The organism is Methylobacterium sp. W2, assembly GCF_020662345.1.
Taxonomy (GTDB): Bacteria; Pseudomonadota; Alphaproteobacteria; order Rhizobiales; family Beijerinckiaceae; genus Methylobacterium.
Genome location: NZ_VMOA01000008.1, coordinates 54,664 through 80,051 on the forward strand (window position 1 = coordinate 54,664; position 25,388 = coordinate 80,051).

Here is a 25,388-nt window from a genome sequence, read left to right on the forward strand (position 1 = left end):
TGACTCTTGCCTGAAGGCTCCCTCCCCGCGCGGTTCGAGGCCTGGTTCGCCTCGCGCGGATGGGCACCCCGGCCACACCAGATCGAGCTGCTTAGCATCGTCGGCGACGGGCGCTCGGCCCTGCTCGTGGCGCCGACGGGGGCCGGCAAGACGCTGGCGGGCTTCCTGCCGAGCCTCGTCGCCCTGTCCGAGCGCGCGCCATCGCGAAAAGCGCGGGGGCTCCACACCCTCTACATCTCGCCGCTCAAGGCGCTCGCCGTCGACATCGCCCGCAACCTCGAAGCGCCGATCGCCGAGATGGGCCTGCCGATCCGGGTCGAGACCCGCACCGGCGACACCCCCTCGCACAAGCGCACGCGCCAGATCGAGCGACCGCCCGACATCCTGCTGACGACGCCGGAACAGCTCGCCCTGCTCATCGCCCATCGCGAGGCGACGGAGCTGTTCGTCGGCCTCTCTTGCGTCGTGCTCGATGAGCTGCATGCGCTGGTCACGTCGAAGCGGGGCGATCTGCTGTCGCTCGGGCTGGCGCGGCTGCATCGCCTCAGCCCGAACCTCACCGCCATCGGGCTGTCCGCGACGGTGCGCGAGCCGGATGATTTGCGGCGGTATCTCGTGCCGCAACGCTCACGTTCGACGGAAGAACGCGGGTCCCCTTTCCTGGAAGGAGAGGGACAGGGTGAGGTGTGTGGATTGTCCGGAGAGGTCACACACCTCACCCCAACCCTCTCCTTCCAGGAGAGGGAGCGCCGTAGCGTCCACGATGCGGTGGCGCCCGAGCCGACGCCCATGGCCGATCTCGTCGTGGTGAAAGGCGGCGCGGCACCCGACCTGCACCTCCTCGATACCGGCCTGACCCTGCCGCTCGCTGGCCATACCGCCAGCCAGGCGATGCCCGCGATCTACGACCTGATCCAGGCGCACCGCACGGTGCTGGTCTTCGTCAACACCCGGCTCCAGGCCGAGTACACCTTCCAGGAATTGTGGCGGATCAACGAGGCCTCGCTGCCGATCGCGCTCCATCACGGCTCCCTCGACGCCAGCCAGCGGCGGCGGGTGGAGGCGGCCATGGCGGCGGGACAGTTGCGGGCCATCGTCTGCACCGCCACCCTCGATCTCGGCATCGATTGGGGCGATGTCGACCTCGTGGTGAATATCGGCGCGCCAAAGGGGGCGAGCCGGATCATGCAGCGGATCGGGCGCGCCAACCACCGCATGGACGAGCCGTCGAAAGCCTATCTCGTCCCCGGCAACCGCTTCGAGATCCTCGAATGCCAGGCGGCCCTCGACGCGGTCGAAGCGGCGGCCCAGGACACCCCCGACGCCCGCCTCGGCGCACCGGACGTCCTCGCCCAGCACGTCCTCGGCATGGCCTGCGCCGACGCGTTCGACCCCGTGCGGCTCTACGACGAGATCGTCTCGGCGGCGCCCTACGCCACCCTGTCCTGGGAGGATTTCGAGGCGGTGGTCGATTACGTCGCCACCGGCGGCTACGCGCTGCGCGCCTACGAGCGTTTCGCCAAGATCCTGCGCGGGCCGGACGGCCTGTGGCGGGTGCGCGATGCGCGGATCGCCCAGCAATACCGAATGAATGTCGGCACCATCGTTGAATCCGCCAAGGTGAAGGTGCGCCTCGGCCGCGGGGTGCGCGGCAAGCCCGGCGCCATCCTGCCCAAGGGCGGCCGGGTGCTCGGGGAGATCGAGGAGGATTTCGCCGATACCCTGACGCCGGGCGATACCTTCCTCTTCGCCGGCGAGGTGCTGCGCTTCGAGGGCCTGTCCGAGGACGAGGCCCTGGCGACGCGGGCGGGACCCGGCACCGACCCGGCGATCCCGTCCTATGCCGGGGCGAAGTTCCCGCTCTCCACCTTCCTCGCCGCCCGCGTCCGCGCCCTCATCGCCGATCCGTTCGAATGGGACCGGCTGCCGAAACAGGTGGCGGATTACCTGCTGCTCCAGCGCCAGCGCTCGATCCTGCCCGGCCCCGAGGGTTTGCTGGTGGAAACGTTTCCGCGTGGCGGCCGCCACTACCTCACGGCGTTCCCGTTCGAGGGCCGCCTCGCCCACCAGACCCTGGGAATGCTCCTCACCCGGCGCATGGAGCGCGCCCGCCTGCGTCCGCTCGGTTTTGCCGCCAACGATTACGGCATCGCCGTCTGGATGACCCGCGACGTGAGCGAGGCCATCGCCCGCGAGCCCGGTTTCCTGGCCGAATTGTTCGCCCAGGACATGCTCGGCGACGATCTCGAAGCGTGGCTCGACGAATCCTCGATGATGAAGCGCACTTTCCGCCAATGCGCCGTCATCGCCGGTCTGATCGAGCGGCGCCATCCCGGCCAGAAGAAGACCGGGCGCCAGGTCACCATGTCCACCGATCTCGTCTACGACGTGCTGCGCAAGCACCAGCCCGACCACCTGCTTCTGCGCGCCGCGCGGCAGGATGCGGCAACCGGACTCCTCGACGTGGCCCGCCTCGGCATGATGTTGAGGCGCATCCAGGGGCGAATCACCCACAAGGCGCTGAATCGCGTCTCGCCGCTCTCCGTCTCCGTCATGCTCGAAATCGGGCGTGAGAAGGTCTACGGCGAGGGCGCGGACGAGATCCTAGCGGAAGCCGAGGCGCAGCTTCTCGAAGAGGCGCTCGGGTGACGATTCGGTGACGCGCCCCTTCCCCGGATTAGAGGATGCGATCTTGGCGCTTGGCCAGAAACTCGAACGGACCATCAAGACCCCCGGCCTGACGCTGGCCGGCGAAGCCCTCACCCTCGACCTCTGCGGTGGGCTGTGGCTCGCGGCTCACCGGACCCTGATCGTCTCCGACCTGCATCTGGAAAAGGGCTCGGCCTTTGCCGCGCGCTCGGGCCAGTTCCTGCCGCCCTACGATACCCGCGAGACCCTGGCCTGCCTGCACGAGGCGGTAGCCCGCTTCGATCCGGCCTGCGTCGTGGCGCTCGGCGATTCCTTCCATGATGCGCGCGGCCCCGAGCGGATGGAGCCCGGCGACCGCGCCATGATCGCCGCCCTGCAGGAAGGCCGGGACTGGGTCTGGATCGCCGGCAACCACGACCATGCGGTGTCGGAGGGCGTCGGCGGGCGCTATGCCGAGACGCTGGCCCTGGGTGGGCTCACCCTGCGGCACGAGCCGTCGCCGGAGGCGCCGGAAGGCGAGATCGCCGGCCATCTGCATCCCTGCGGCAAGGTCGCCATGCGCGGCCGCGCGGTTCGGCGCCGCTGCTTCGTCACCGACGGGAAGCGTCTGGTGATGCCGGCGTTCGGCGCCTATGCGGGCGGCCTCAACGTGCGCAACCCGGCCTTCGATCCGCTGTTTCCAACCGGCTTCACCGCGCATCTCCTGGGGGACGGCCGGGTCTTCGCCATCGGCAAGGCGATGCTGGCGCGGGACTGAACGCCGGTTGACAGGGGGCCGTCCCGTCAGACCTTGATGTCGGCGAAGGCTCCGACGATTGTCTCCCGGCCTTGCTTCACCAGTTCCTCGATCTTCTCCTTGATCGCCTGGTTGATCTTGTCGAGTTCCTTCTGCGGCAGGCCGGCCAACGCTTCCTCCGTGAGGCCCATCTTCTTGAGGATCTGTTCGCGGATCTTCTCGGCGGGCGTCATCTTGGCATATTTCAGGAAGTCGTCCTTCACCGACGCGTCCTTCGATCCGGACGATGTCTCACGGACGGGGTAGCTCGCTGCCGGGGCGGATAGTCCGTTGAGACCGATGGACATGGCGGCACGACTTTCCCAGCGACACACGCCTGCATTGCAAGAACGCAGCCGCCGGTCGCAACGAAAAATATCGTTCCCTATCAGGGGTTTAGGATAATTCCATCGCCGCTGCAGCGTCCCGCGCGGCAAATCCTGCCCGGCCATCGATGCCGGGATGAATGGGCATTCCCCGTTTTGAGAGCGTCTTCGAACGGATGCGTCGGGCGATGATCCGTCGGGAATGGACCATCCCAACCACCCCCCTCATCCTGAAGTGCCGTAGCGTAGCGGAGGCCTCGAAGGAGGCTTCCAGTTCGCCCGGCGAGTTGCTGGAGCCCTCCTTGGAGGCCGCTTCGCGGCGCCTCAGGATGAGGTCGTGTTTCGGATCAAGAGAGCAGCCGGCCGAGGACGAACGCGACCAGCAGGGCCGCATTCAGGGAGGCTAATCCGCAAACGATTAGAAGCAAGCACGCGGTCGTCTTGGAATCCATCGCTGCCACCCGCCCGGAATGGTTATCGCCCCATCCTTCCAGCCAGGGAGGTCTATCTCACCGAGTGTGATCGAATCTCCGATACAGTGGCGGTGAGTACGAATCGCAGCGGAGACAGGGCACGGTCATGCTTCAAGCGCTCATCGTCGGAGCCGGCCCGGTCGGCCTCACCCTTGCCGCCGAACTCGCCCGATACGGCATCGGCCTTCGCCTGATCGACAAGAGCCCGCGGCCGACGCAGACCTCGAAGGCGCTCGTGGTCTGGGCGCGCACCCTCGAACTCATGGACCGGATGGGCTGCAAGCAGGCCTTCCTCGATGCCGGCCTGCGCGCCCACGGGGCGACCCTGCGCAGCGCCGGCAGCATCCTCGGCCATGCCCGGTTCCAGGCGATCGACAGCGCCTACAACTTCGCCCTCATGATCCCGCAGCGGGAGACCGAGCGCCTGCTGATCAACCATCTCGCCACCTTTGGCATCGCGGTGGAGCGCGAGGTGGAGCTCGTGAACTTCAGACAAGGCGACGACCACGTCGAGGCGACGCTGCGCCATGCGGACGGTGCCGAGGAGACCGTGTCCGCCTCCTGGCTGATCGGCTGCGACGGCGCCCACAGCACCGTGCGGCACGGACTCGATCTCGCCTTCGCGGGCGAGGCGCAGGGGGACGATTGGCTCCTCGCCGACATCCGCGTGGAGGGCGACGGCGCACCGCCCGGCGACGAGATCGCGACCTATCTCCACCGGGACGGGCCGCTCGTCGTCTTCCCGATCCCCGGCGGCCGCGCGCGGGTGATTGCGCAGGTCGGCAAGACCGATCCAGCGCATCCACGCCCGGACCCGACCCTCGATGAGGTGCAGGCCCTGGCGGACCGGCGGGCGGGCGGCTTCCGTGTCGCCGATCCGGTCTGGCTCACGCATTTCCGCATCAACGAGCGCAAGGTCTCGCATTATGCGCGGGGGCGCGCGGTCCTGGCCGGGGACGCGGCGCATATCCATAGCCCGGCTGGTGGCCAGGGCATGAATACCGGCATGCAGGACGCCATCAACCTCGCCTGGAAACTGGCGATGGTGCAGCGGGGGCAGGCCGCCCCCTCGCTCCTCGACAGCTATAGCCCCGAGCGCAACGCCGTGGGCGATCAGGTGCTGCGGAACGCCCGGCGGCTCACCGACATGGGGACCCTGTCCAACCCCGTGGCGCAGGGCATGCGCAACCTCGCGATCCGGTTCATGCTCGGATTCCACGCCGTGCAGGACAAGCTGGCTGCCACGATGAGCGAAGTGGAGATCGCCTATGGCGACAGCCCGCTCTCGCACGGCCCGGAGGCCGGGATGCGCTGGGCACCGGCCCAGGATGACGGAAAGCCCCCCGGCTCCGGATCGGTGCCGCTCTTCGTCCTCTACGCGGCGGATACGGAACGGGGCGCGGGCTTCGCCGCGCGGTTTCCCGCCCTCGTCGAGCCGACGCCGCGACGTCCGCCGGACGGCGACCGGCTGATCCTCATCCGGCCCGACGGCTATGTCGGCTATTCGGGGGCGAGCGGGTCATGGGACGCGGCCAGGAGCTATCTCGCGCGGCTGAACCCCGACCGGCCCTGAATCCTCACGCCGCGATCAGCAGGGCGCAGCCGGCCACGACCGACAGGACGAGCCGCAGGCGCCCGAGCCAGCTCGGAACGAGGCCGCGCCGGACGAGGTCGAGATCGACGAAACCCCAGCCGAGGACGAGCAGGCCGAGCACGCGCAGGTCCCACGGCACGGGACAGGCGAGCGCCGCCCAGGCGATGAGGGAGGGCAGGATGGCGATGACGTAGTCGCGTCCGCCCGCATCGCTGGACGCGGCCGCACCCCAGCGAATGCCGCCGAGGAACGAGGCGATGACCGCACCGTAGGTGGAGAGGATGGTGCGCGGCGCGAGCCCGACATTGCCGAGGCCGCCATCGCTGCCGCTCAGGGAGAGAACCGCGAACCCCAGAAAGGGAATGAGGCCGGCGACGCCGAGAACGAGGGCTGACGTTGGTATGGGCGTCACACGCGCCATCAAATCTCCGGCTCCGTTATCCGCGATCCGGGAGGCAGGATCGCATCGCATTCGATCATATACACGGTTGCGACGGCCCGAAACGCCGACCCGACGCCACGCCGCCCACGGGCTGGCGCAACGCCAAAACCCGGATAAGCTTCTGGTATAAAACGCCGTTTCGCCCACGCGCGGCGTTCTTTTCGACCGTGCGCGTCGCTATCACGCGCACCGCGTCATGCGCCCGTGCTGCGGCGCGGCGTCGTCGTTACGGGCGCGGCGGGAGGCGGAGCGCCGATCAGGCTCATCGATCCGTCCACCCCGGTCCCCGTCGGCGCGGGAGCCTCGTTCACGGCCGGCACCGGCGCCTTCGGTTTGAAGGCGGCGGTCAGCTTCTGGGCCACGACGAGATCCTTCGGCGCCAGCTTCGCGGCGACGTCGTCGCGCTTCCGGCCCGCATCGTCATCGCCCTGGGCCGCGGCGGCGGAGAACCAGAGGTAGGACTGGACGAGATCCTGCTGCAGACCGAGGCCGCGCGCATACAGGACGGCGAGATTGTACTGGCTGTCGCGCATGCCGTGTTCCGCGCCGCGCCGGAACCATTGCGAGGCCGTGGTGTAGTCCGGCTTACCGTTCGCGGCGGGGTTCTCGGCATAGACCACGGCGAGGTTGTGCATCGAGCGGGCATGGCCCTGTTCCGCCGCGCGCCCGTACCAGAGCTTGGCCTGGGCGAGGTCGCGCACCACCCCCGAGCCCTTTTCGTAGAGGCCGCCGAGCTTGTACTGCGCCGGGGCGTAGCCGGCATCGGCCAGGGCCTCGAACAGCTTCGCGGCCACGGCGAAATCACGGGGCATGCCGCGACCTTCGAGGGCGCGGGCGGCAAGGTCGTAGACGGAGGCGCCGTCGCCTTCGAGGGCGGCCTTGCGAAGCTGTGCCAGACCGGTGGGCACGGCCGCGAGATCGCCTGCCAGGCTGTGCAGCGCGGCGACCTTCGGCACGGAGCGCTGGAGCGGTTGAGCCGCAGATTCGGCCGGAGCGGTGGCGGGGACGGCCGGCGGCGGGGCGGATTCCGAAATCGACTGGGTGGTCTCCGGATCGGGCCTGGCGGCCGGTTCCGTGCCGCCGGTCGACGTAGCCGCCGGAGGGGTGCCGGCCAGGGAAGTGCTGGCCGTGGCGGTGGGGGTCGTGTCCGGGCTCTCGGACGGCTCGGCCGATGGGGCCGTCGTCGCGGCGATCTGAGGGGCGGACGCGTTCGCTTGCGTACGGCGGGTGTTGATGGCCTGCAGCGCGCCGAGCGCCAGGACGATGGCGGCGAGGCCCAGAAGCAGCGGCTTGCGGCGCTTGTCGAGCTCGGCGCGCAGCCGCGCGCCCCGTCCGGGGATGGGCGTTTCGGCGGCATTGTCGGATGAGGCGCGGCCGCGCATCTCGGGCGAGCGGGCGGCTTCGGCCGCCTCGTTCTGCGCCGCCTGAGCCGCGCGCCGGGCGGCGGCGATGAAGCTCGTCTTGATGTCGCTCTCGGTCGGCGCGGCAGCGTCCGCCGCGGCGTCGGCGGACCGGTCCAGGTTCGGACGCCGGGTGCCGGGCTCGAGCGGCAGGTCCGTGACATGGCCGAGTTCGAACGACTGCGTCGGAGGGCTGACCCGCAGGGGCTCGGGACGCCGAAGCCCCGCGCCGGTCTGCATCGGCGCACGCTCGTCCAGACGGCCGGTGGCGACCGCGAGGCGCTCGGCGAGGTCATGGGTCGACCTCGAGCGGCTGGTGGAAAGCGGTCCGTCATCCGCCAGGGCGCCGAGCTGCCCGACGAGCTTGTGGAGGGTCGAATGGACGCCGTCGAGGGTCGCCTGCATCCGCTGCTCGGAGGCGGCCTGCTGCGTGCGCAGGTCGGCGAGGCTGGCCTTGAGCAGTTCGAGTTCCCCGGTATCGCCGGTGGTGCCGATGCTCCCGGCGACGGCGTTGCGCGCCGCACGCTCGACGGCGGCCTCGATCGGTGCCTCGTCGCGCAGCGCCGAGACCTGCGCCAGAAGATCGGACATCGTCCGCTCAAGGCCGGCGAGGGCCGGGTCGGCGTCCCGCGTGTCGATGCGGCTGGCGAGCGCCAGGACCTGCTTTTCCAGCGCATCCAGCCCCTCGGCGCGCGGCCCGACGGGGCCGCCCACACGGTCGAGCTTCTCGGCGAGGTCGTGGAGCATGCCGTGGATCGAGGCGAGGTCGCCGCCGGGAATAACCGGCCGGCGCAGGGTCTCGCCGAGATCTTCAAGGCGGCCGATCAGGTCGCCGACGGGATTGACGCTGGCCCGCTCGACCTTGTCGGCGAGGGCGTCGATGCGCACGATGATCGCGTCCGAGTTGCCGCCGCCGCCGGAGGCACCTTCCCGCAGGGCGTCGAGCTTGGCGCCCATCGCCTGGATCTGTTCCTCGATCCCTCCCGCCTGCGGGGTCCGCAATCCGGTACGGATCTCTTCGAGCAGGGGCCGCAGCTCGGCCATGTTGGTGCCGTCGCCGCCGACGCCGCCCTGCAGCTCGGTGATCTGGGCGCTGATGGCCTGGAGGCCCTGCGCGAGGCTCTGGATCCGCTCCGGCCCGGCCAGGGCGGCGATCAAGCGGCGGATTTCGTCGAGTTCGCGGAACAGGTTGCCGAGTTCGTCGCGGTCGGCGAAGCCCGGCGTGCTGTTGCTGAGCGCGCCGTCGACCTTCGCCGCGAGGCGCTCGACGTCGCTGGCGACGCGGGCATGGACGTTCTCGGCCACATCGTCGGCGAGACGGGTGACCTGCACGCGGATCAACTCGATGGGGGCCGCGATGGCGGCGAGATCGGCCGGTTCCTGGGCGCGCTGGACCCCGGTGACGAGGGAGCGCATGGCCTGTTCGAGGGCGCCGACATCGCGACCCGTGGCGAGGCCGCCGATCGATTCGCGCAGGCGGCTCGTCTCGGCCTGCAATTCGGAAATGGCGGGAGACGGCATCCGGAGAGCGGCACCGCTCGCCTTGCCGTGGGCGGTGGCCCCGTCGGAATCGAGTTCGCGCTGGCGCTGGCGGATCTCGGCGACGGCGTCGCGGACCTCCGCCTCCGCCGGGCGGCCGCGCCGGCCGATCGGACGCGGGGACGCCAGCTGCTCGCCGAGCTCCACCATGCGGCGCTCGATCTGGCCCAGGCGTTCGGCCATCTGGGCCGCCGGGGACAGGCCGGCATCGAGAACGGTGCTGATCCGGGCCTCGATCTCCTCGATCGCCCGGGTCGCCGTCTCCTGCGAGGCCTGCTGGTCCTGACCGATCTTGTGGTCGATCTGGTCGAGGCGCCGCATCATCTCGGCGATCGAGGTGGTGAACGGCTCGGTCGGATCCGATGCGATGGCCGCGACTTCGGCGGGGGAAGCGACTTCAGTGACGGCAGCGATTTCGGCGGCGGTCTCAGCCTCCGGTAAGGAGTCGGAAACGACGGTGGTCTCGACGGAGGCGGGTGGCACCGGCGACGTGACCTGCCCCTCCGGGCGGGGCCGGGGCGGATGCTGCGTGGACGAGGAGATGCGGGAACGGCGCGCCTTGGGCTTCTGATCCGGCGACACGATGGACGCGATCCAGGCCTCCACCGGCACGCCGGCGCGGCGCGCCACGTCGCGCGCGGCGTCAAGGACTTCCGGATCGAACTCTTCCAGGTTGAGCGTGGCGTTGCGTTTCATCGTCAAACCCGGGGCAGCGAGGTCCGTGACCCAATCCGACGTGTGAGTGTGCAACGTGGAGGTGTCGCAGCGGCACCGAAGCGGATCGATTGCCGTCGACATTTGATACTCTTGGTAAACAGCTGGTTAAGCCCTGTGCCAAACTGGCCATATCTCCTGACAACGGCCAGGGAAGAGGCCCCCTTTCCCTCCCGAACACGATAGTTTATATATGAACCATCAAGCGCGCCGTGGCCTTTGGGCCGAATCGAGCATGCGGTGAGACAGCCGGAGGACAGACGAGATGCCGACTTACCGGGCACCGGTGGAGAACGTTCAGTTTCTTCTCGACGACGTCTTCGCCTTCCACGGCCGCAACAACCTGCGCGGGTTTTCCGATGCGTCGCCCGACCTGATCCAGGCCGTGCTCACCGAGGGCGCCAAGCTCGCCGAAGAGGTGCTCACCCCGCTCAACGCCATCGGCGACAGGCAGGGCTGCACCCGGCACGCCGACGGCAGCGTCACCACGCCGGACGGGTTCAAGGCCGGCTACGACGCCTATGCCGCAGGCGGCTGGATGGGCATCGCCGTGCCGGAGGAATATGGCGGCCAGGGCCTGCCGCACACGATCAACACCGCGATCTCCGAATTCGCGTCCTCGGCCAATCTGGCGCTGACGATGTATCCGGGCCTGACGCAGGGGGCGATGGCCGCCCTTCTCGTCCACGGCTCGGAAGAGCAGAAGGCGACTTATCTGCCGAAGATGGTCGAGGGCGCCTGGACCGGCACCATGAACCTCACCGAGCCCCATTGCGGCACGGATCTTGGGCTCCTTAAGACCAAGGCGGCGCCGAACGGCGACGGCTCCTACAGCCTCACCGGCACCAAGATCTTCATCTCGGCCGGCGAGCACGACCTGTCGGAGAACATCGTCCATCTCGTCATCGCCCGGATCGAGGGCGCGCCGGCCGGCACTAAGGGCATCTCCCTGTTCGTGGTGCCGAAGTTCCTCGTGAACGAGGACGGCTCGGTGGGCGAGCGGAACGGCGTCTCCTGCGGTTCCCTCGAACACAAGATGGGCATCCACGGCAATTCCACCTGCGTCATGAACTATGACGGCGCGACGGGCTGGCTCATCGGCCAGGAGAATCGCGGCCTCAACGCGATGTTTGTGATGATGAACGAGGCGCGTCTCGCGGTGGGCGTCCAGGGCCTCGCCCAGTCGGAGGTCGCCTACCAGAACGCGGTGGCCTACGCGAAGGACCGGCTCCAGGGCCGCTCGCTGACGGGGGCGAAGGCGCCGGACAAGGCCGCCGACCCGATCATCGTCCACCCGGACGTGCGCCGGACCCTCATGGGGATCCGCGCCTTCAACGAGGCCGCCCGCGCCCTGGTGCTGTGGACCGCGCTGCAGGCCGATATCGGCCACCGCTCCGACGATGCGGCCGAGCGCCAGAAGGCCGAGGACCACATGGGCCTGATGACCCCGGTGGTGAAGGGCGTGCTCACGGACAAGGGGTTCGACAACGCGGTGGCGGCCCAGCAGCTCTTCGGCGGACACGGCTACATCGAGGAATGGGGCATGTCGCAATTCGTGCGCGATGCCCGCATCGCCATGATCTACGAGGGCGCCAACGGCATCCAGGCCATGGACCTGATCGGCCGCAAGTTGCCGAAGGACGGTGGCCGGGCGATGATGGGCTTCCTCGGCGAGGTCCAGAGCTTCATCAAGGACCATTCCGAGGCGGAGGGCATGGCCCCGTTCACCGCGCCGCTCCAGGCCGGCCTCAACGACCTTCAGGGCGCCACGATGTGGTTCATGCAGAACGCGTTCTCCAAGCCCGACAATGCCGGGGCCGGCGCCACCGACTACATGCACCTCCTCGGCCTCGTCGCCATGGGCTACATGTGGGCCCGGATCGCCAAGGCGGCGCTCGCGCGGATCGCCGACGGCCGCCCGCAGGACATGGACGACAAGCTCGTCACCGGCCGCTTCTACATGGAGCGGACGTTGCCCGAGACCGCCCTGCGGCTGGCGCGGATCAAGGCCGGGGCCGAGACGACCATGGCGCTTCGCGCCGAGGCGTTTTAGAGCGGACGACAGACTTTCAGCTCACCACGTCATTCCGGGACGCTCGCAGAGCGAGCCCGGAATCCAGAACCGCCGACGCGACAAACCTTGGATGTGTTAGCGGATTTGGATTCCGGGCTCCGCTTCGCGGCCCCGGAATGACGGTGAGACCGAGAGTGGACTTTGAAAGCCGTCGCTCCGCGGGAGCGGACAACAGGGAAGCGCATATGCCCGAGGCCTTCATCTACGATCACGTCCGCACGCCGCGCGGCCGCGGCAAGCCGGACGGCGCGCTGCACGAGGTGACGGCCCTGCGCCTCGCGGAGACGGCTCTGCGCGCCCTCAAGGAGCGCAACGGGCTCGACACGCGGCAGGTGGACGACGTCATCCTCGGCTGCGTCGATCCCGTCGGCGAGGCCGGCGGCGACATCGCCCGCGCGGCGGCCCTGGTGGCCGATTACGGCGACCACGTGCCCGGCGTGCAGATCAACCGCTTCTGCGCTTCCGGCCTCGACGCAGTAAACTTCGCCGCGGCTCAGGTCATGGCCGGCCAGCACGACCTCACCATCGGCGGCGGCGTCGAATCCATGAGCCGCGTCGGCCTCGGCGCCTCGGGCGGGGCCTGGCCGGTGGACCCGGCCATCGCGATCAAATCGTGGTTCATGCCCCAGGGCGTCTCGGCCGACCTCATCGCCACGAAATACGGCTTCTCCCGCGACGATTGCGATGCCTACGCGGTCGAGTCGCAGAAGCGCTCGGCGAAATGCTGGGCCGACGGACTGTTCAGGAATTCCGTCGTCCCGGTGCGCGACGTCAACGGCATCACCCTGCTCGACGCCGACGAGCACATACGCCCCTCCACCGACATGCAGTCGCTGGCCGGCCTGAAGGCCTCCTTCGTCCAGATGGGGCAGATGGGCGGGTTCGACGCCGTGGCGATCGACGCGCATCCCGACGTGGAGACAGTCAACCACGTCCACCATGCCGGCAATTCCTCGGGCATCGTCGATGGCGCCGCCGCCGTGCTGGTGGGCTCGAGAGAGGCGGGCGAGAAGGCCGGCCTCAAGCCGCGCGCCCGCATCCGCGCCTTCGCCAATATCGGCTCGGACCCGGCGCTGATGCTCACCGGCCCGGTGGACGTGACGAAGAAGGTGCTGGCCCGCGCCGGCATGACCATCGCCGATATCGACCTGTTCGAAGTCAACGAGGCCTTCGCCGCCGTGGTCCTTCGCTTCTGCCAGGCCTTCGCGCTCAACCCGTCCGAGGTGAACGTCAACGGCGGCGCCATCGCCATGGGCCATCCGCTGGGCGCCACCGGGGCGATGATCCTCGGCACGGTGCTCGACGAGTTGGAGCGTACCGGCAAGGAGCGCGCCCTCGTCACCCTCTGCATCGGCGCCGGCATGGGCACCGCCACGATCATCGAGCGGGTGTGATGGGGCGCCGTCCCTCCCAAACCCTTCGGAACGCTGCTAAACGGCGCACTCCCGCCGCCGATGCCGGCGGCGCAATCATAAACACCGGGAGACACGCCACGATGACACGCCTTCTCGCGACCCTGATGCTGACGACCGCGCTCTGCGCGCCGTTCGCCGCCCATGCGGACGACGCCGCCGACCGCGTCGCGGTCGCCAAGGATCTGGTTCAGAAGACCCTGATCAAGAACCTCGAAACCGGCTTCACCGGTGCCTTGGAAAAGACCGTGCAGCCGATGCCCGAGGACAAGGCCGAAGCCATCCGCAAGGAAGTCCGCGCCGAGTTCGACAAGCAGCGCGAAGTGATGATCGAGGGATTGTCGAAGGCCTATGCCGAGAAGTTCACCCTCGACGAGCTCAAGCATCTCAGCGGCGTCTACGACGACAAGATCTACCAGAAGTTCCAGGCGATCAATTCGGACCCGGCCTCGACGGTCACGCTGATCTCGCAGGGTGCCGTCACCAAGATCCTGAACATGCTGGCCATCGCCTCGGCCGGCGACAGGCCGGCAGGCGCGCCGCCGCTGCCGGGGACGGCACCGGCCAAGTAAGAACCGACTGGGACGTAGAAACTGACCGGGAAAAAATCCACGGAGGATCGACGGCAGGGCCGCACCGCCTGGGGCGGCCCTGCATGGGACTGACGACGCGAACGTGCCGGCACAACGGCGCGGCGGGCGTTCCGGGAGAAGTGCTACGACGCCAGGGCGGCGAGGCGCGGCTCCGGTGCCTCGAATCCGGCGACACGCGGGAGGGCTTCGAGTTGGGGGCGGGCGAAATGGTAGCCTTGGAACAGCGTCGCCCCGAGCCCGCGCAGGGTCTCGAGTTCGCCCCACGTCTCGACACCTTCGGCGATGACCGCGACGCCGAGCTGGCGCGCGATAGAGATGATCCCCGCCGTGATGATCTGACGGCCCTTGTCCGTGTCGATGCCGCGCAGAAGCTCCATGTCGATCTTGACGAGGTCGGGACGGAAATTCGCCAGGAGGTTGAGGCCGGCAAAGCCCGCACCGAAATCGTCCAAAGCCGTGAGGAATCCCTGCTTGCGATACTCGGCGACGATGCGCTTCACATGGTCGATGTCCCGGAACTTCTCGTTCTCGGTGAACTCGAACATGATCCGGTCATGGGCGAATCCGGCCCGGCGCGCGGCCTCCAGCGACGAGCGGATGCAGGCCGCCGGCTCGTAGACCGCGTTGGGCATGAAGTTGATGGACAGCTTGGTCTCGTCGTCCACGGGGAACAGCCGGCCGGCCAATTCAATGGCCCGGACCCGCGCGGCCTGGTCGAAGCGATAGACCGTCTTTTCGGTGACGCGGTCGAGGATCGAGGCTGCGGATTGGCCTTCGGGGCCGCGCACCAGCGCCTCGTATCCCCATACACGCTGAGCGTCGAGATCGAGGATGGGTTGGAACGCCATGGTAAACCTAAAGTCGAGATCGGCGCCGTCGCGGCATCCCTGGCAGACGTTTCGCGCCAACATTCGATAAGTTTTCCTGTTCGACCTTTTCGATCCTGGAATTCATTATCCAGCCCAAATTTTTAAAACGTCTTAATAGCCTCACGCCTCAAGCCGCCCCCAAAGGATCAGACATGAATCTCACGAACTTCAGCTTCGAGGTCGATTCCGACGGCATCGCGCTCGCGACCTGGGACATGCCCGGCCGTTCGATGAACGTCTTCACCGAGGGGGTGATGAGCGACCTGCATCAGATCATCGACGCCGTGGTGGCCGATCCCGCCGTGAAGGGCTGCGTCATCACCTCGGGCAAGGACAACTTCTCCGGCGGCGCCGACCTCACCATGCTCCAGGGCCTCGGCCAGGCCTACGACAAGCTGAGAGCTGAGAAGGGCGAGGAGGAGGCCATGCGCCACTTCTTCGAGGAATCGCGCAAGCTCACCCTCGTCTTCCGCAAGCTCGAGACCTGCGGCAAGCCGTTCGCGGCGGCGGTGAACGGCATCTGCCTCGGCGGCGCCTTCGAGCTCTCGCTCTCCTGTCATCACCGGGTGCTGTCGGACGATCCGAAGACCCGCGTCGGCCTGCCCGAGATCAAGGTCGGGCTGTTTCCCGGCGCCGGCGGCACACAGCGCGTCCCCCGCCTGATGCAGACGGGCGATGCCCTGCAGATGCTGTTCAAGGGCGAGCAGATCCGCCCGCTCATGGCCAAGAACATGGGCCTCGTCCACGAGGTGGCGGAAAAGGACGAGATCGTCGAGAAAGCCAAGGCCTGGATCAGGGCCGGCGGCTCGCCCGTGGCCCCCTGGGACGTACCGAAGTTCAAGGCGCCCTCGGGCAAGGTCTATTCGCCCGCCGGCATGATGATCTGGCCGCCGGCCAACGCGATCTACCGTCGCGAGACCCACGACAATTATCCGGCGGCCAAGGCCATCCTCGCCTCGGTCTACGAGGGCCTGCAGCTGCCGATGGATCTCGCGCTGCGGGTCGAGAGCCGGTACTTCGCCAAGATCCTGCGCTCGACGGAGGCGGCGGCGATGATCCGCACGCTGTTCATCTCCATGGGCGAGCTCAACAAGGGCGCGCGCCGGCCGAAGGAAATCGCTAAGACCAGCGTGAAGCGGGTGGGCGTTGTCGGCGCCGGCTTCATGGGAGCCGGGGTCGCCTACGTCACCGCCAATGCCGGGATGGAGGTCGTCCTTCTCGACCAGTCCGCGGAAGCCGCCGAGAAGGGCAAGGCCTACGCCCACAAGCTCGTCACCGACCAGATCAACAAGGGCCGCGCCAAGACCGCCGACCGCGAGGCGCTGCTCGCCCGCATCACCACCAGCGCCGATTACGCCGACCTGTCATCCTGTGATCTCGTGATCGAGGCGGTGTTCGAGGATCCGAAGGTGAAGGCCGAGGTCATCGCCAAGGTCGAGGCGGTGATCGGCGAGGACGTGATCTTCGCCTCCAACACCTCGACCCTGCCAATCTCGGGCCTCGCCAAGGCTTCCCGGCGCCCCGGCAGTTTCGTGGGCATCCACTTCTTCTCGCCGGTGGAGAAGATGATGCTCGTGGAGATCATCAAGGGTGAGGAGACCGGGGATGCGGCGCTCGCCACCGCCCTCGACTACGTGCGCGCGATCAAGAAGACGCCCATCGTCGTCAATGACAGCCGGGGCTTCTTCGCCAACCGCTGCGTCGGCGCCTATCTCTACGAGGGCCACAAGATGCTGATCGAGGGCGTTCCTGCCGCGATGATCGAGAATGCCGGCCGCCAGGCGGGCATGCCGGTGGGCCCCCTCTCCCTCACCGACGAGGTCGCCGTCGATCTAGCTCTGAAGATCGTCAGGGCCACCGAGGCGCAGCTCGGCGCCGAGGCGATCGATCCCGCCCAGAAAGCCCTGCTCACCACCCTGGTGGAGGGCGAGGGCCGGCTCGGGCGCAAGAACCGGAAGGGTTTCTACGATTATCCGGACGGCGCCTCGAAGAAGCTCTGGCCCGGATTGGCGGAGCTCCAGACGACGCGAATCGACCCCGACGACGTCGATTTCACCGAGCTGAAGCAGCGGCTCCTGGTGGTCCAGGCGCTGGAGGCCGCCCGCACCGTGGGCGAAGGCGTGATCACCGACCCGCGCGAGGCGGATGTGGGCTCCATCCTCGGCTTCGGCTTCGCCCCTTTTACCGGCGGCGCCCTGTCCTACATCGACTTCATGGGGGCTAAGGCGTTCGTGGCCCTGGCCCAGGGCCTGGAAGCCAAGCACGGGTCCCGTTTCGCGGTGCCGGAGAACCTCCTGCGCATGGCGGAGGCCGGCGGCACGTTCTACGGCGACGCCGCGGCCAAGAAGGCGGCGTGATCGAACGCCCCGGCCTGGGGATCACTCCGGGCCGGGATCACAAGACGGAAGGGAGCGTTCCATGAGCACGATCGAAGCGACCACCGCCGATCAGGTCGGCGCGGATGGAACGCCCCTGCGGGTCACGGCGACGCCGGCCGCCATCGCCCTGATCGAGGAATTGCGGGCCGAGCACGGGCCGGTGATGTTCCACCAATCGGGCGGGTGCTGCGATGGCTCGTCGCCCATGTGCTACCCCGTGGGCGATTTCCTCACCGGCGATAGCGACGTCCATCTCGGCCAGGTGGCCGGCGCCGATTTCTGGATCAGCCGCCCGCAATTCCAGGTCTGGAAGCACACCCACCTGATCCTCGACGTGGTGCCCGGCCGCGGCGGCATGTTCTCCCTGGAGAACGGCCGCGACAGGCGCTTCCTCATCCGCTCGCGGATTTTTACGGAGGCGGAGAACACGGCGCTCGAAGGCGCGTGCCGGATCTGACCCGGAGGCGGCGCGCCCTCCCCTCGCAGTAAAAGTCCAACGCTCGGTCGCCATCGCGGGTGGCCGCGTGCCACCTGTCGCAAGGCCTCGCGCTGATCGGTGCCATGACCGATGCGGCTTGGATACGGGTACTCTATCGCTTCACGAAGCCGATATCGGCCGCCACGGCTCCGAGCCGCTCCGGCTCGCGCTCCTTCCGCTCGCTGTAGCGGTCCACCAGATAGGCGGACTGCTCGCGGGTCAGGAGCGTGAATTTCATCAGCTCCTCGCAGACATCCACGACGCGCTCGTAGAGCGGCCCCGGCTTCATCCGGCCGACGTCGTCGAACTCCTTATAGGCCATCGGCACCGACGACTGGTTGGGGACGACGATCATCCGCATCCAGCGGCCGAGCACGCGCAGCGCGTTCACCGTGTTGAAGCTCTGTGAGCCGCCGGACACCTGCATGACGGCGAGGGTGCGCCCTTGCGTCGGCCGCACGCTTCCCTCGCTCAGGGGCAGCCAGTCGATCTGGCTCTTCATCACGCCGGTGAGGTTGCCGTGGCGCTCCGGCGACGCCCACACCTGACCTTCCGACCAGATCGACAGGTTGCGCAGCTCCTGCACCTTCGGATGCTCGGCGGTCGTATCGTCGGGCAGGGGCAGGCCGTGGGCGTCGTAGATCCGTACCTCACCACCCATGGCTTCGAGAAGGCGGGCGGCCTCGTAGGCCAGGAAGCGGCTGAACGAGCGCTCCCGCAGCGACCCGTAGAGGATCAGGAACCGGGGCGCGTGGGTGATTGGCTCGGCCACTCGCAGGCTCTCGTGGGTGGGCACCAGGAAATGCGCCGCATTCAGGTTCGGCAGGCCATCGGTGAAGGGCTGGGCAGGCTTGTTCAAGGATCAGCTTTCTTGTACTTTCAAATGATCGTTTGAAGATTGTAACGAAAATGGACGAACCACAAGCCCTCGCCGCGTTCGCGGCCCTCGCGCAGGAGCACCGCCTTCGCTTGGTGCGGGCGCTCGTGACCGCGGGTCCGGACGGCCTGGCCTCCGGCGTGCTGGCCTTGGCGGTGGGCGTCTCCGCCGCCACCGTCTCCCACCACCTCAAGGAGCTGAGCTATGCGGGGCTGGTCGCCTCGCGGCGGGAAGGCCGTTCCATCCTCTACAGCGCCGCCTATCCGGCGCTGTCGGATCTGATCCAGTTCCTGATGCGAGACTGCTGCCAGGGCCATCCGGAGGTCTGCGCCCCGGCGGCCGAGGCGCTGGCCGCCTGCCTTTGCACCCCCGGAGACAGCGCCCATGCCTGAATCGTTCGACGTCGTGATGTATCACAACCCGGATTGCGGCACGTCGCGCAACACCCTGGCGATGATCCGCAACGCCGGTCTCGAGCCGCACGTGATCGAGTACCTGAAAACCCCGCCAGCGCGGGCGCTGCTGGTGCGGCTCCTCGCCCGAGCCGGCCTGTCGGTGCGGGACGTACTGCGCGAGACAGGGACGCCCTACGCGGAGTTGAACCTGGGTGATCCGGCGCTGACGGACGATCAATTGCTCGACGCCATCGCGGCGCATCCGATTCTCCTCAACCGCCCGCTGGTGGTGACGCCCAGGGGCGTGCGCCTGTGCCGGCCGTCCGAGGCCGTGCTGGATCTCCTGCCGGCGCAGCAGGGCGAGTTCGTCGAGGAGGACGGCGAGCGGGTGGTGGACGAGCACGGCCGTCGCGTCGCCACCGCCTGAGCCTCACGGGCAACCAGAACAAGAAACGATCCCGATGCTCGCACTTGCGATTTTCCTCGTCACCCTCATGTTCGTCATCTGGCAGCCCAAGGGCCTCGGGATCGGGTGGAGCGCCCTGGCCGGCGCGGGCATCGCCCTCGCCACCGGTGTGATCCATCCGGGCGACATTCCGGTGGTCTGGCATATCGTCTGGGACGCCACCTTCACCTTCGTGGCGCTCATCATCATTTCGCTGCTGCTCGATGAGGCCGGGTTCTTCCATTGGGCGGCCCTGCACATCGCCCGCTGGGGCGGCGGCCGGGGCCGGCTGCTGTTTCCCCTGGTGATCCTCCTGGGCGCGGCCATCGCCGCGGTGTTCGCCAACGACGGGGCGGCGCTGCTGCTCACGCCGATCGTGCTGGCGATCCTGCTGCGGCTCGACTTCACGCCGGCGGCGGCCCTGGCCTTCATCGTCGCCTGCGGGTTCGTCGCGGACAGCACCAGCCTGCCATTGGTGATCTCCAACCTCGTCAACATCGTCTCCGCCAACTTCTTCGACGTGACCTTCGGGCGCTATGCCGCCGTGATGGTGCCGGTGAATCTGGTCTCGCTGGCCGCAACGCTGGTGGTGCTGTGGGCCTACTACCGGCACGACCTGTCGGTGACGTACCGTGTGAGCACGCTGGAGCCGCCCCGTGGCGCGATCCGCGATCCGGTCGTGTTCAAGGCCGCGTTTCCCCTGCTCGGTGTGCTGCTGCTTGCCTACTTCGTCACGGCGCCGCTCGGTGTGCCCGTGTCGGTCGTGACCTGTGCCGGCGCGGCGGGATTGTTCGGCCTCGCGCGGCGGGGCCGGGTCATCCCGATCCGCAAGGTGCTGGCCGGCGCCCCCTGGCAGATCGTGCTGTTCAGTCTCGGCATGTACCTCGTGGTCTACGGCCTCAGGAACGCCGGCCTCACCGACGAACTCGCGAAGGGGCTGGTCTGGCTGGCCGGGCACGGGCCGTGGGTCGCCACCATCGGCACCGGTTTTGCCGCCGCGATCCTGTCATCGGTGATGAACAACATGCCGAGCGTGCTGATCGGCGCGCTCTCGATCCAGCAGGCCTCGGATCTGTCTCCGCTGACCCGCGAGCTGATGGTCTACGCCAACGTGATCGGCTGCGACCTCGGGCCGAAATTCACGCCCATCGGCAGCCTCGCCACCCTGCTCTGGCTGCATGTCCTGGCGAGCAAAGGCCAGAGGATCACCTGGGGCCAGTACATGAAGGTCGGCCTGATCATCACCCCGCCCGTGCTGCTGGTCACACTCCTGGCGCTGGCGGCTTGGCTGCCGCTGCTCGGCACGCCGGTAGCCCGCCCGTGAGCGAGCTCCCAAGCAAGCAATGACGAGCCGTTCGGCTCACCCCACCTTCACCCGCCAGATGTCGTCGGCATATTCGCGCATGGAGCGGTCGGAGGAGAACCAGGCCATCCGGGCGGTGTTGAGGATGGCCTTCTTCCACCAGCTCGCCTTGTCGATCCAGGCGGCGTCGATCTCGCGCTGGACGCGCCAGTAATCGTCGAAATCGACGGTGAGGAAGTAGCGGTCGTTGTGGCGCAGGTCGTCCACAATCGGCTGGAAGCGGCCGCGCTCCTCCGGCGAGAAACCGCCCGCCTCGATGAAGTCGAGGGCGGCAGCGAGGCGCGGCGAGGCCGCGATGGCCCTGGCGGCGTAATCCGGCTCGGCCGAGCGGGCCTGCACGCCGGCGGCGTCGAGGCCGAAGATGAAGATGTTGTCCGCCCCCACATGGTCGCGGATCTCGATATTGGCGCCGTCCAGCGTGCCGACGGTGAGCGCGCCGTTGAGCGCCAGCTTCATGTTGCCGGTGCCCGACGCCTCCATGCCGGCGGTGGAGATCTGCTCTGACAGGTCTGAGCCGGGGATGATCGCCTCGGCGAGGCTGACGCGGTAATTCGGCAAGAACACCACCTTGAGCCGGCCGGCGACATCCGGGTCGCTGTTCACGAGCTTGGCCACATCGCAGGCGAGCTTGATGATGAGCTTGGCCTGGACGTAGCTCGGCGCCGCCTTTCCGCCGAAGATCTTGACGCGGGGCGTCCAGTCCTTATGCGGCTCGGCCTTGATCGCCTGGTAGAGCGCCACGGTCTCGATGACGTTGAGGAGCTGGCGCTTGTATTCGTGGATGCGCTTGATCTGCGTGTCGAACAGGGCTGACGGATCGACGACGATGCCGGTCGTCTCGGCCACCACCTTGGCCAGCGCCTCCTTGCGGGACCTGCGCATGGCGGCGTAGCGCGCCTGGAAGCCGCTATCGGCGGCGTAATCGGCCAGCCCCAGCAGCGCCTCCGGATCGTCGAGGACGCGCTCGCCCACCACCTCCACCGCGAGCTTCGTCAACTCGGGATTGCAGTTGTGGAACCAGCGCCGAAAGGTGATGCCGTTGGTCTTGTTGACGATCTTGTCGGTGTCGAGGGCGTGGAGGTCCTTGAACACGGTGGAGCGCATCAGGTCGGTGTGGAGCGCCGAGACGCCGTTCACCCGGCGGGCGCCGAGGAAGGCGAGATGGCCCATCCGGACGCGCTTGCCGTTGGCCTCGTCGATGAGGGAGACCGAGGCGAGCTGCGCCGCGTCGGCCCTGCCGTGCCGCCCCTGCTCTTCGAGATGCATCCAGTTGATCAGGTAGATGATCTGCATGTGGCGCGGCAGCAGCCGCTCCATCAGCTCCACCGGCCAGGTCTCCAGCGCCTCGGGCAGGAGGGTGTGGTTGGTGTAGCTGAGCGTATGGGTGGTGATGTGCCAGGCATCCTCCCAGGCGAGGCCGTGGTCCTCGAGGAGGATGCGCATCAGCTCCGGCACGGCGATGGCCGGGTGGGTGTCGTTGAGCTGGATCGCGGCATGGTCCGGCAGCGAGCGCAGGTCGCCGCGCTCGGCCACGTGACGGGAGACGAGGTCCTGCAGCGAGGCCGAGGTGAAGAAGTATTCCTGGCGCAGGCGCAGTTCCTGGCCGGTCTCGGAGGAATCGCTCGGGTACAGAACCCGCGAGATCGCCTCCACCTTGGAGCGGGCGGAAACCGCGCCCACATGGTCGCCGCCGTTGAAGCGAGCGAGTTCGAGGGGCGAGTCCGCCTCCGCCTTCCACAGCCGCAGGGTATTGACGTGCCTGCCCCGCCAGCCGACCACGGGGACGTCGTGGGCCACGGCCCGCACGGTCTCGGCCGGGTGCCAGTGCCGGCGGATCACGCCGTCGGAGATCGCCGACATGGTGACGTGGCCGCCGAACCCGATCGCGTAGGTCGCCTCGGGCCGGACGAACTCCCACGGGTTGCCCTCGGCGAGCCAGGTCTCCGGCGCCTCCTTCTGCCAGCCATCCTCCAAAGATTGCTTGAACAGGCCGTGATCGTAGCGGATGCCATAGCCGATGGCGGGGATCGACAGGCTCGCCATGCTCTCCATGAAACAAGCGGCGAGACGGCCGAGGCCGCCATTGCCGAGGGCCGCGTCCGGCTCGGCCGCCTCGACATCGCCGAGATCGATGCCGAGGTCGCGCAAGGCCCGGCGGGTCGTGTCCACGAGGCCGAGATTGTTCATGGCGTCGGACAGGAGCCGGCCGATGAGGAATTCCAGCGAGAGGTAATAGACCCGCTTGTTGGGAATGCTGGTGGACCTGCCGTCCATGCAGGCATCGACGATGCGGTCGCGCAGGGCCAGGGCGGTGGCGGCGAACCAGTCGCGCTCGCGCGCCGTCTCGGGGGTCTTGCCGATGGCATAGGCGAGCTTGGCGAGGATCGCCTCGCGGAGGTCGGCCACGGGATCGCCGGAGGCGGGCTTGGCGGGAGCGGTCCAGCTCGGCCGGGCCGGCGCCTCTGCGGCGGCAGTGCGCGTGCCGATGTCCTCGCTCCGAGCGGTGCCGGCCAGGATTTCGTTCAGCATGGTCTCATTCCCCCTCAGTGTCGCTGCCGCAAAGCGTATTTCGGCACCCGCTTCTTCCGGCGGTGACCGTGCGGCGGCGTCGCTATGGACAAGCCGGCCTTCCGGGATCGACCGATCCCACTGGCGGTGACCGATCCCCGCGATTCGCCTGTCTCCCATCCAAACCGTGCGGGAATGAGACCATTTAGCGCTGAAGGTTTCATGAATGCGGCAGAAGCGCGCTGGCGCGGCGGCGCGCGGACGCGCCCGGCGGGGTCGCTTGGCGCTCCGGCCCAGGCTAGGCTGTGGCGGGGATTCGGGCGTGAATCGGGGAACGGATGACGTCAGGCGAGGCGATTGTTCCGGATCTGGCGAAAGCCGTCTGGTGGAAGCGGGGGACCGTCTATCAGGTCTATCCGCGTTCGTTTCAGGACACCAACGGTGACGGTGTCGGCGATTTGGCCGGCATCACGCGCCGGCTCGACTATCTCGCCTGGCTCGGCGTCGACGCGGTCTGGATCTCGCCGATCTATCCCTCGCCCATGGCGGATTACGGCTACGACGTTGCCGATTATTGCGGTGTCGACCCGCTCTTCGGCAGCCTCGCCGACCTCGATGCGCTGATCGCGGAAGCCCATGCCCGCCGGCTCAAAGTCATCCTCGACTTCGTCCCGAACCACTCCTCCATCGCGCATCCCTGGTTCACGGAGAGCCGCGCCTCGCGTGGGAATCCGCGGAGAGACTGGTACATCTGGCGCGATCCGGCACCGGATGGCGGACCGCCCAACAACTGGTTGAGCAATTTCGGCGGCCCGGCCTGGACCTTCGACGAGACGAGCGGCCAGTATTATTACCACGCGTTCCTCGCCGATCAGCCGGACCTGAACTGGCGTAACCCGGCCGTGCGTGAGGCGATGCACGCCGTGCTGCGCTTCTGGCTCGACCGTGGCATCGACGGGTTCCGCGTCGACGTGATCTGGCACCTGATGAAGGACGAGGGGTTTCGCGACAATCCGGCGAACCCCGCCTTCCATCCCGAACAGCCGGAGATCAACCGGTTCGAGCAGGTCTATTCCGCCGACCGCCCGGAAGTGTTCTACATCATCGCCGGCATGCGCCGCGTGCTCGATGCCTACGACGATCGGGTGCTGATCGGCGAGATCTACCTGCCGATCGAGCGGCTGGTGGCCTATTACGGCCCCGGCCTGTCCGGCGTCGACCTGCCGTTCAACTTCCAGCTGATCCAGACCCCGTGGCGGGCCGATGCCGTGGCGGCCCTGGTGGACGAGTACGAGGAGGCGTTGCCCCCCGGCGGCTGGCCGAACTGGGTACTGGGCAACCACGACCAGCCCCGCATCGCCGCGCGGATCGGCGAGGCGCAGGCGCGGATCGCGGCGATCCTCCTCCTCACCTTACGCGGTACGCCCACGGTCTATTACGGCGACGAGATCGGCCTCGCCCATGTGGAGATTCCGCAAGAGCGGATGCGCGACCCCTGGGGCTTCAACGAGCCGGGCCATGGCCGCGACCCGGAACGGACGCCGATGCAGTGGGACGACACCGCGCATGCCGGCTTCAGCGAAGCCGAACCGTGGCTGCCCCTGAGCGCCGACCGGGAACGGCGGAACGTGGAGGCCCTGCGCGACGATTCCACCTCGATCCTCACCCTCTACCGGCGGCTCCTGCACCTGCGCCGCGCCCATCCCGCTTTGGCGGTGGGAAGCTACAGAAGGCTGGAGACGCAGGGGCTCGACCACGTTCTGGCCTATGACAGAAGGGAAGCGGGCGAGACCCTACGGATCGTGCTGAACTTCTCGGCCTCCCCGGTCGCATTCCCCCTTGGCGCCGGATCAGGCTGGATCATCGTCCTCTCGACCCATCCGGGACGCGTCGACTTCGCCGCCTCCGGAACCCTCGATATCGCGGCAAACGAGGGCGTGATCCTCGTCGGGAACCCGACCTGAGCTGTGGTGTGCGGGATCTCAGGGCGGAGGCGGGATTAGGTGGGATTTGGCGGGCACACCCGGCGCGGTTCACCCAATTCTGACGCGTCGTTCGCGTTGACACCGTTCCGGTGGATGAAC

At 68.1% G+C, this 25,388-nt stretch carries 18 protein-coding genes; 12 read left to right on the forward strand and 6 right to left on the reverse strand.

Translation table 11 applies throughout. The features are described 5' to 3' along the window. Window positions 1–6: 6 nt before the first annotated feature. Together FPV16_RS06300 and pdeM are read left to right on the forward strand one after the other, a co-directional pair. Window positions 7–2,649 carry a ligase-associated DNA damage response DEXH box helicase gene (locus tag FPV16_RS06300; protein ID WP_227437130.1) on the forward strand — a complete coding sequence of 881 codons (2,643 nt, stop codon included), beginning with the start codon at window positions 7–9 and terminating at the stop codon, window positions 2,647–2,649. 43 nt (window positions 2,650–2,692) lie between these two features. Further along, window positions 2,693–3,406, forward strand: a complete 714-nt coding sequence (pdeM, locus tag FPV16_RS06305; RefSeq protein WP_227437132.1) for a ligase-associated DNA damage response endonuclease PdeM — start codon at window positions 2,693–2,695, stop codon at window positions 3,404–3,406. A gap of 26 nt (window positions 3,407–3,432) precedes the next feature. Here the strand turns inward: pdeM and FPV16_RS06310 are convergent, their stop codons facing one another. Continuing rightward, window positions 3,433–3,732 (reverse strand): hypothetical protein, encoded by a 300-nt coding sequence (locus FPV16_RS06310; protein WP_227437134.1) that lies wholly within the window; start codon window positions 3,730–3,732, stop codon window positions 3,433–3,435. A gap of 597 nt (window positions 3,733–4,329) precedes the next feature. Here FPV16_RS06310 and FPV16_RS06315 point away from each other — a divergent pair. Continuing rightward, entirely contained in the window at window positions 4,330–5,796 is a 1,467-nt protein-coding gene (locus FPV16_RS06315) for an FAD-dependent monooxygenase (protein ID WP_227437136.1), read from the forward strand. A 4-nt stretch (window positions 5,797–5,800) separates the two neighbouring features. Here the strand turns inward: FPV16_RS06315 and FPV16_RS06320 are convergent, their stop codons facing one another. Together FPV16_RS06320 and FPV16_RS06325 are read right to left on the reverse strand one after the other, a co-directional pair. After that, window positions 5,801–6,238 carry a DUF3429 domain-containing protein gene (locus FPV16_RS06320; RefSeq protein ID WP_227437138.1) on the reverse strand — a complete coding sequence of 146 codons (438 nt, stop codon included), beginning with the start codon at window positions 6,236–6,238 and terminating at the stop codon, window positions 5,801–5,803. A 215-nt stretch (window positions 6,239–6,453) separates the two neighbouring features. Next, window positions 6,454–9,894 (reverse strand): tetratricopeptide repeat protein, encoded by a 3,441-nt coding sequence (locus FPV16_RS06325; RefSeq protein WP_227437140.1) that lies wholly within the window; start codon window positions 9,892–9,894, stop codon window positions 6,454–6,456. A gap of 283 nt (window positions 9,895–10,177) precedes the next feature. Here FPV16_RS06325 and FPV16_RS06330 point away from each other — a divergent pair, with 283 nt between their 5' ends. From FPV16_RS06330 to FPV16_RS06340, 3 genes are all read left to right on the forward strand, one after another. Then, window positions 10,178–11,965 (forward strand): acyl-CoA dehydrogenase C-terminal domain-containing protein, encoded by a 1,788-nt coding sequence (locus FPV16_RS06330; protein ID WP_227437142.1) that lies wholly within the window; start codon window positions 10,178–10,180, stop codon window positions 11,963–11,965. Between the two features lie 206 nt (window positions 11,966–12,171). Continuing rightward, window positions 12,172–13,380: an acetyl-CoA C-acetyltransferase gene (locus tag FPV16_RS06335; protein ID WP_227437144.1), complete on the forward strand. Its 1,209-nt coding sequence runs from the start codon at window positions 12,172–12,174 to the stop codon at window positions 13,378–13,380. 101 nt (window positions 13,381–13,481) lie between these two features. Next, window positions 13,482–13,970 carry a hypothetical protein gene (locus tag FPV16_RS06340; protein WP_227437146.1) on the forward strand — a complete coding sequence of 163 codons (489 nt, stop codon included), beginning with the start codon at window positions 13,482–13,484 and terminating at the stop codon, window positions 13,968–13,970. 143 nt (window positions 13,971–14,113) lie between these two features. Here FPV16_RS06340 and FPV16_RS06345 read toward each other — a convergent pair whose 3' ends face one another. Beyond that, window positions 14,114–14,902 (reverse strand): EAL domain-containing protein, encoded by a 789-nt coding sequence (locus FPV16_RS06345; RefSeq protein ID WP_227437148.1) that lies wholly within the window; start codon window positions 14,900–14,902, stop codon window positions 14,114–14,116. 110 nt (window positions 14,903–15,012) lie between these two features. On the opposite strand from FPV16_RS06345, the gene FPV16_RS06350 reads away from it, so the two are divergent. Continuing rightward, window positions 15,013–17,217, forward strand: a complete 2,205-nt coding sequence (locus tag FPV16_RS06350; protein WP_227437150.1) for a 3-hydroxyacyl-CoA dehydrogenase NAD-binding domain-containing protein — start codon at window positions 15,013–15,015, stop codon at window positions 17,215–17,217. A 61-nt stretch (window positions 17,218–17,278) separates the two neighbouring features. Next, on the forward strand, window positions 17,279–17,695 hold the full coding sequence (locus FPV16_RS06355) for a DUF779 domain-containing protein (protein WP_227437152.1): 417 nt from the start codon (window positions 17,279–17,281) through the stop codon (window positions 17,693–17,695). 133 nt (window positions 17,696–17,828) lie between these two features. Here the strand turns inward: FPV16_RS06355 and arsH are convergent, their stop codons facing one another. Further along, window positions 17,829–18,575 (reverse strand): arsenical resistance protein ArsH, encoded by a 747-nt coding sequence (gene arsH, locus FPV16_RS06360; protein WP_319802221.1) that lies wholly within the window; start codon window positions 18,573–18,575, stop codon window positions 17,829–17,831. Between the two features lie 50 nt (window positions 18,576–18,625). Here arsH and FPV16_RS06365 point away from each other — a divergent pair, with 50 nt between their 5' ends. Genes FPV16_RS06365 through FPV16_RS06375 form a run of 3 tightly spaced genes read left to right on the forward strand, consistent with a single transcriptional unit; the run spans window position 18,626 to window position 20,757 of the window. Next, window positions 18,626–18,985, forward strand: a complete 360-nt coding sequence (locus FPV16_RS06365) for an ArsR/SmtB family transcription factor (protein ID WP_227437154.1) — start codon at window positions 18,626–18,628, stop codon at window positions 18,983–18,985. After that, window positions 18,978–19,415, forward strand: coding sequence for an arsenate reductase (glutaredoxin) (gene arsC / locus FPV16_RS06370; protein WP_227437157.1), 438 nt, complete (start codon window positions 18,978–18,980; stop codon window positions 19,413–19,415). Before FPV16_RS06365 ends, arsC begins: the two co-directional genes overlap by 8 nt. Before the next feature lie 34 nt (window positions 19,416–19,449). Beyond that, on the forward strand, window positions 19,450–20,757 hold the full coding sequence (locus FPV16_RS06375; RefSeq protein WP_227437159.1) for an arsenic transporter: 1,308 nt from the start codon (window positions 19,450–19,452) through the stop codon (window positions 20,755–20,757). Between the two features lie 36 nt (window positions 20,758–20,793). Here FPV16_RS06375 and FPV16_RS06380 read toward each other — a convergent pair whose 3' ends face one another. Further along, the gene (locus FPV16_RS06380) at window positions 20,794–23,325 is read right to left on the reverse strand and encodes a glycogen/starch/alpha-glucan phosphorylase (protein WP_227437161.1); all 2,532 of its coding nucleotides are present in this window, start codon (window positions 23,323–23,325) and stop codon (window positions 20,794–20,796) included. Between the two features lie 317 nt (window positions 23,326–23,642). On the opposite strand from FPV16_RS06380, the gene FPV16_RS06385 reads away from it, so the two are divergent. Further along, window positions 23,643–25,268, forward strand: a complete 1,626-nt coding sequence (locus FPV16_RS06385; RefSeq protein ID WP_227437163.1) for an alpha-amylase family glycosyl hydrolase — start codon at window positions 23,643–23,645, stop codon at window positions 25,266–25,268. Window positions 25,269–25,388: the final 120 nt, after the last annotated feature.

What these genes read in the sequence shown, in the direction of transcription:
- FPV16_RS06310 (WP_227437134.1), bottom strand. Translation starts at nt 3,732, where the DNA reads ATGTCCATCGGTCTCAACGGACTATCCGCCCCGGCAGCGAGCTACCCC.
- FPV16_RS06315 (WP_227437136.1), top strand. Translation starts at nt 4,330, where the DNA reads ATGCTTCAAGCGCTCATCGTCGGAGCCGGCCCGGTCGGCCTCACCCTT.
- FPV16_RS06320 (WP_227437138.1), bottom strand. Translation starts at nt 6,238, where the DNA reads ATGGCGCGTGTGACGCCCATACCAACGTCAGCCCTCGTTCTCGGCGTC.
- FPV16_RS06325 (WP_227437140.1), bottom strand. Translation starts at nt 9,894, where the DNA reads ATGAAACGCAACGCCACGCTCAACCTGGAAGAGTTCGATCCGGAAGTC.
- FPV16_RS06330 (WP_227437142.1), top strand. Translation starts at nt 10,178, where the DNA reads ATGCCGACTTACCGGGCACCGGTGGAGAACGTTCAGTTTCTTCTCGAC.
- FPV16_RS06335 (WP_227437144.1), top strand. Translation starts at nt 12,172, where the DNA reads ATGCCCGAGGCCTTCATCTACGATCACGTCCGCACGCCGCGCGGCCGC.
- FPV16_RS06340 (WP_227437146.1), top strand. Translation starts at nt 13,482, where the DNA reads ATGACACGCCTTCTCGCGACCCTGATGCTGACGACCGCGCTCTGCGCG.
- FPV16_RS06345 (WP_227437148.1), bottom strand. Translation starts at nt 14,902, where the DNA reads ATGTTGGCGCGAAACGTCTGCCAGGGATGCCGCGACGGCGCCGATCTC.
- FPV16_RS06350 (WP_227437150.1), top strand. Translation starts at nt 15,013, where the DNA reads ATGAATCTCACGAACTTCAGCTTCGAGGTCGATTCCGACGGCATCGCG.
- FPV16_RS06355 (WP_227437152.1), top strand. Translation starts at nt 17,279, where the DNA reads ATGAGCACGATCGAAGCGACCACCGCCGATCAGGTCGGCGCGGATGGA.
- FPV16_RS06365 (WP_227437154.1), top strand. Translation starts at nt 18,626, where the DNA reads ATGGACGAACCACAAGCCCTCGCCGCGTTCGCGGCCCTCGCGCAGGAG.
- arsC (WP_227437157.1), top strand. Translation starts at nt 18,978, where the DNA reads ATGCCTGAATCGTTCGACGTCGTGATGTATCACAACCCGGATTGCGGC.
- FPV16_RS06375 (WP_227437159.1), top strand. Translation starts at nt 19,450, where the DNA reads ATGCTCGCACTTGCGATTTTCCTCGTCACCCTCATGTTCGTCATCTGG.
- FPV16_RS06380 (WP_227437161.1), bottom strand. Translation starts at nt 23,325, where the DNA reads ATGCTGAACGAAATCCTGGCCGGCACCGCTCGGAGCGAGGACATCGGC.
- FPV16_RS06385 (WP_227437163.1), top strand. Translation starts at nt 23,643, where the DNA reads ATGACGTCAGGCGAGGCGATTGTTCCGGATCTGGCGAAAGCCGTCTGG.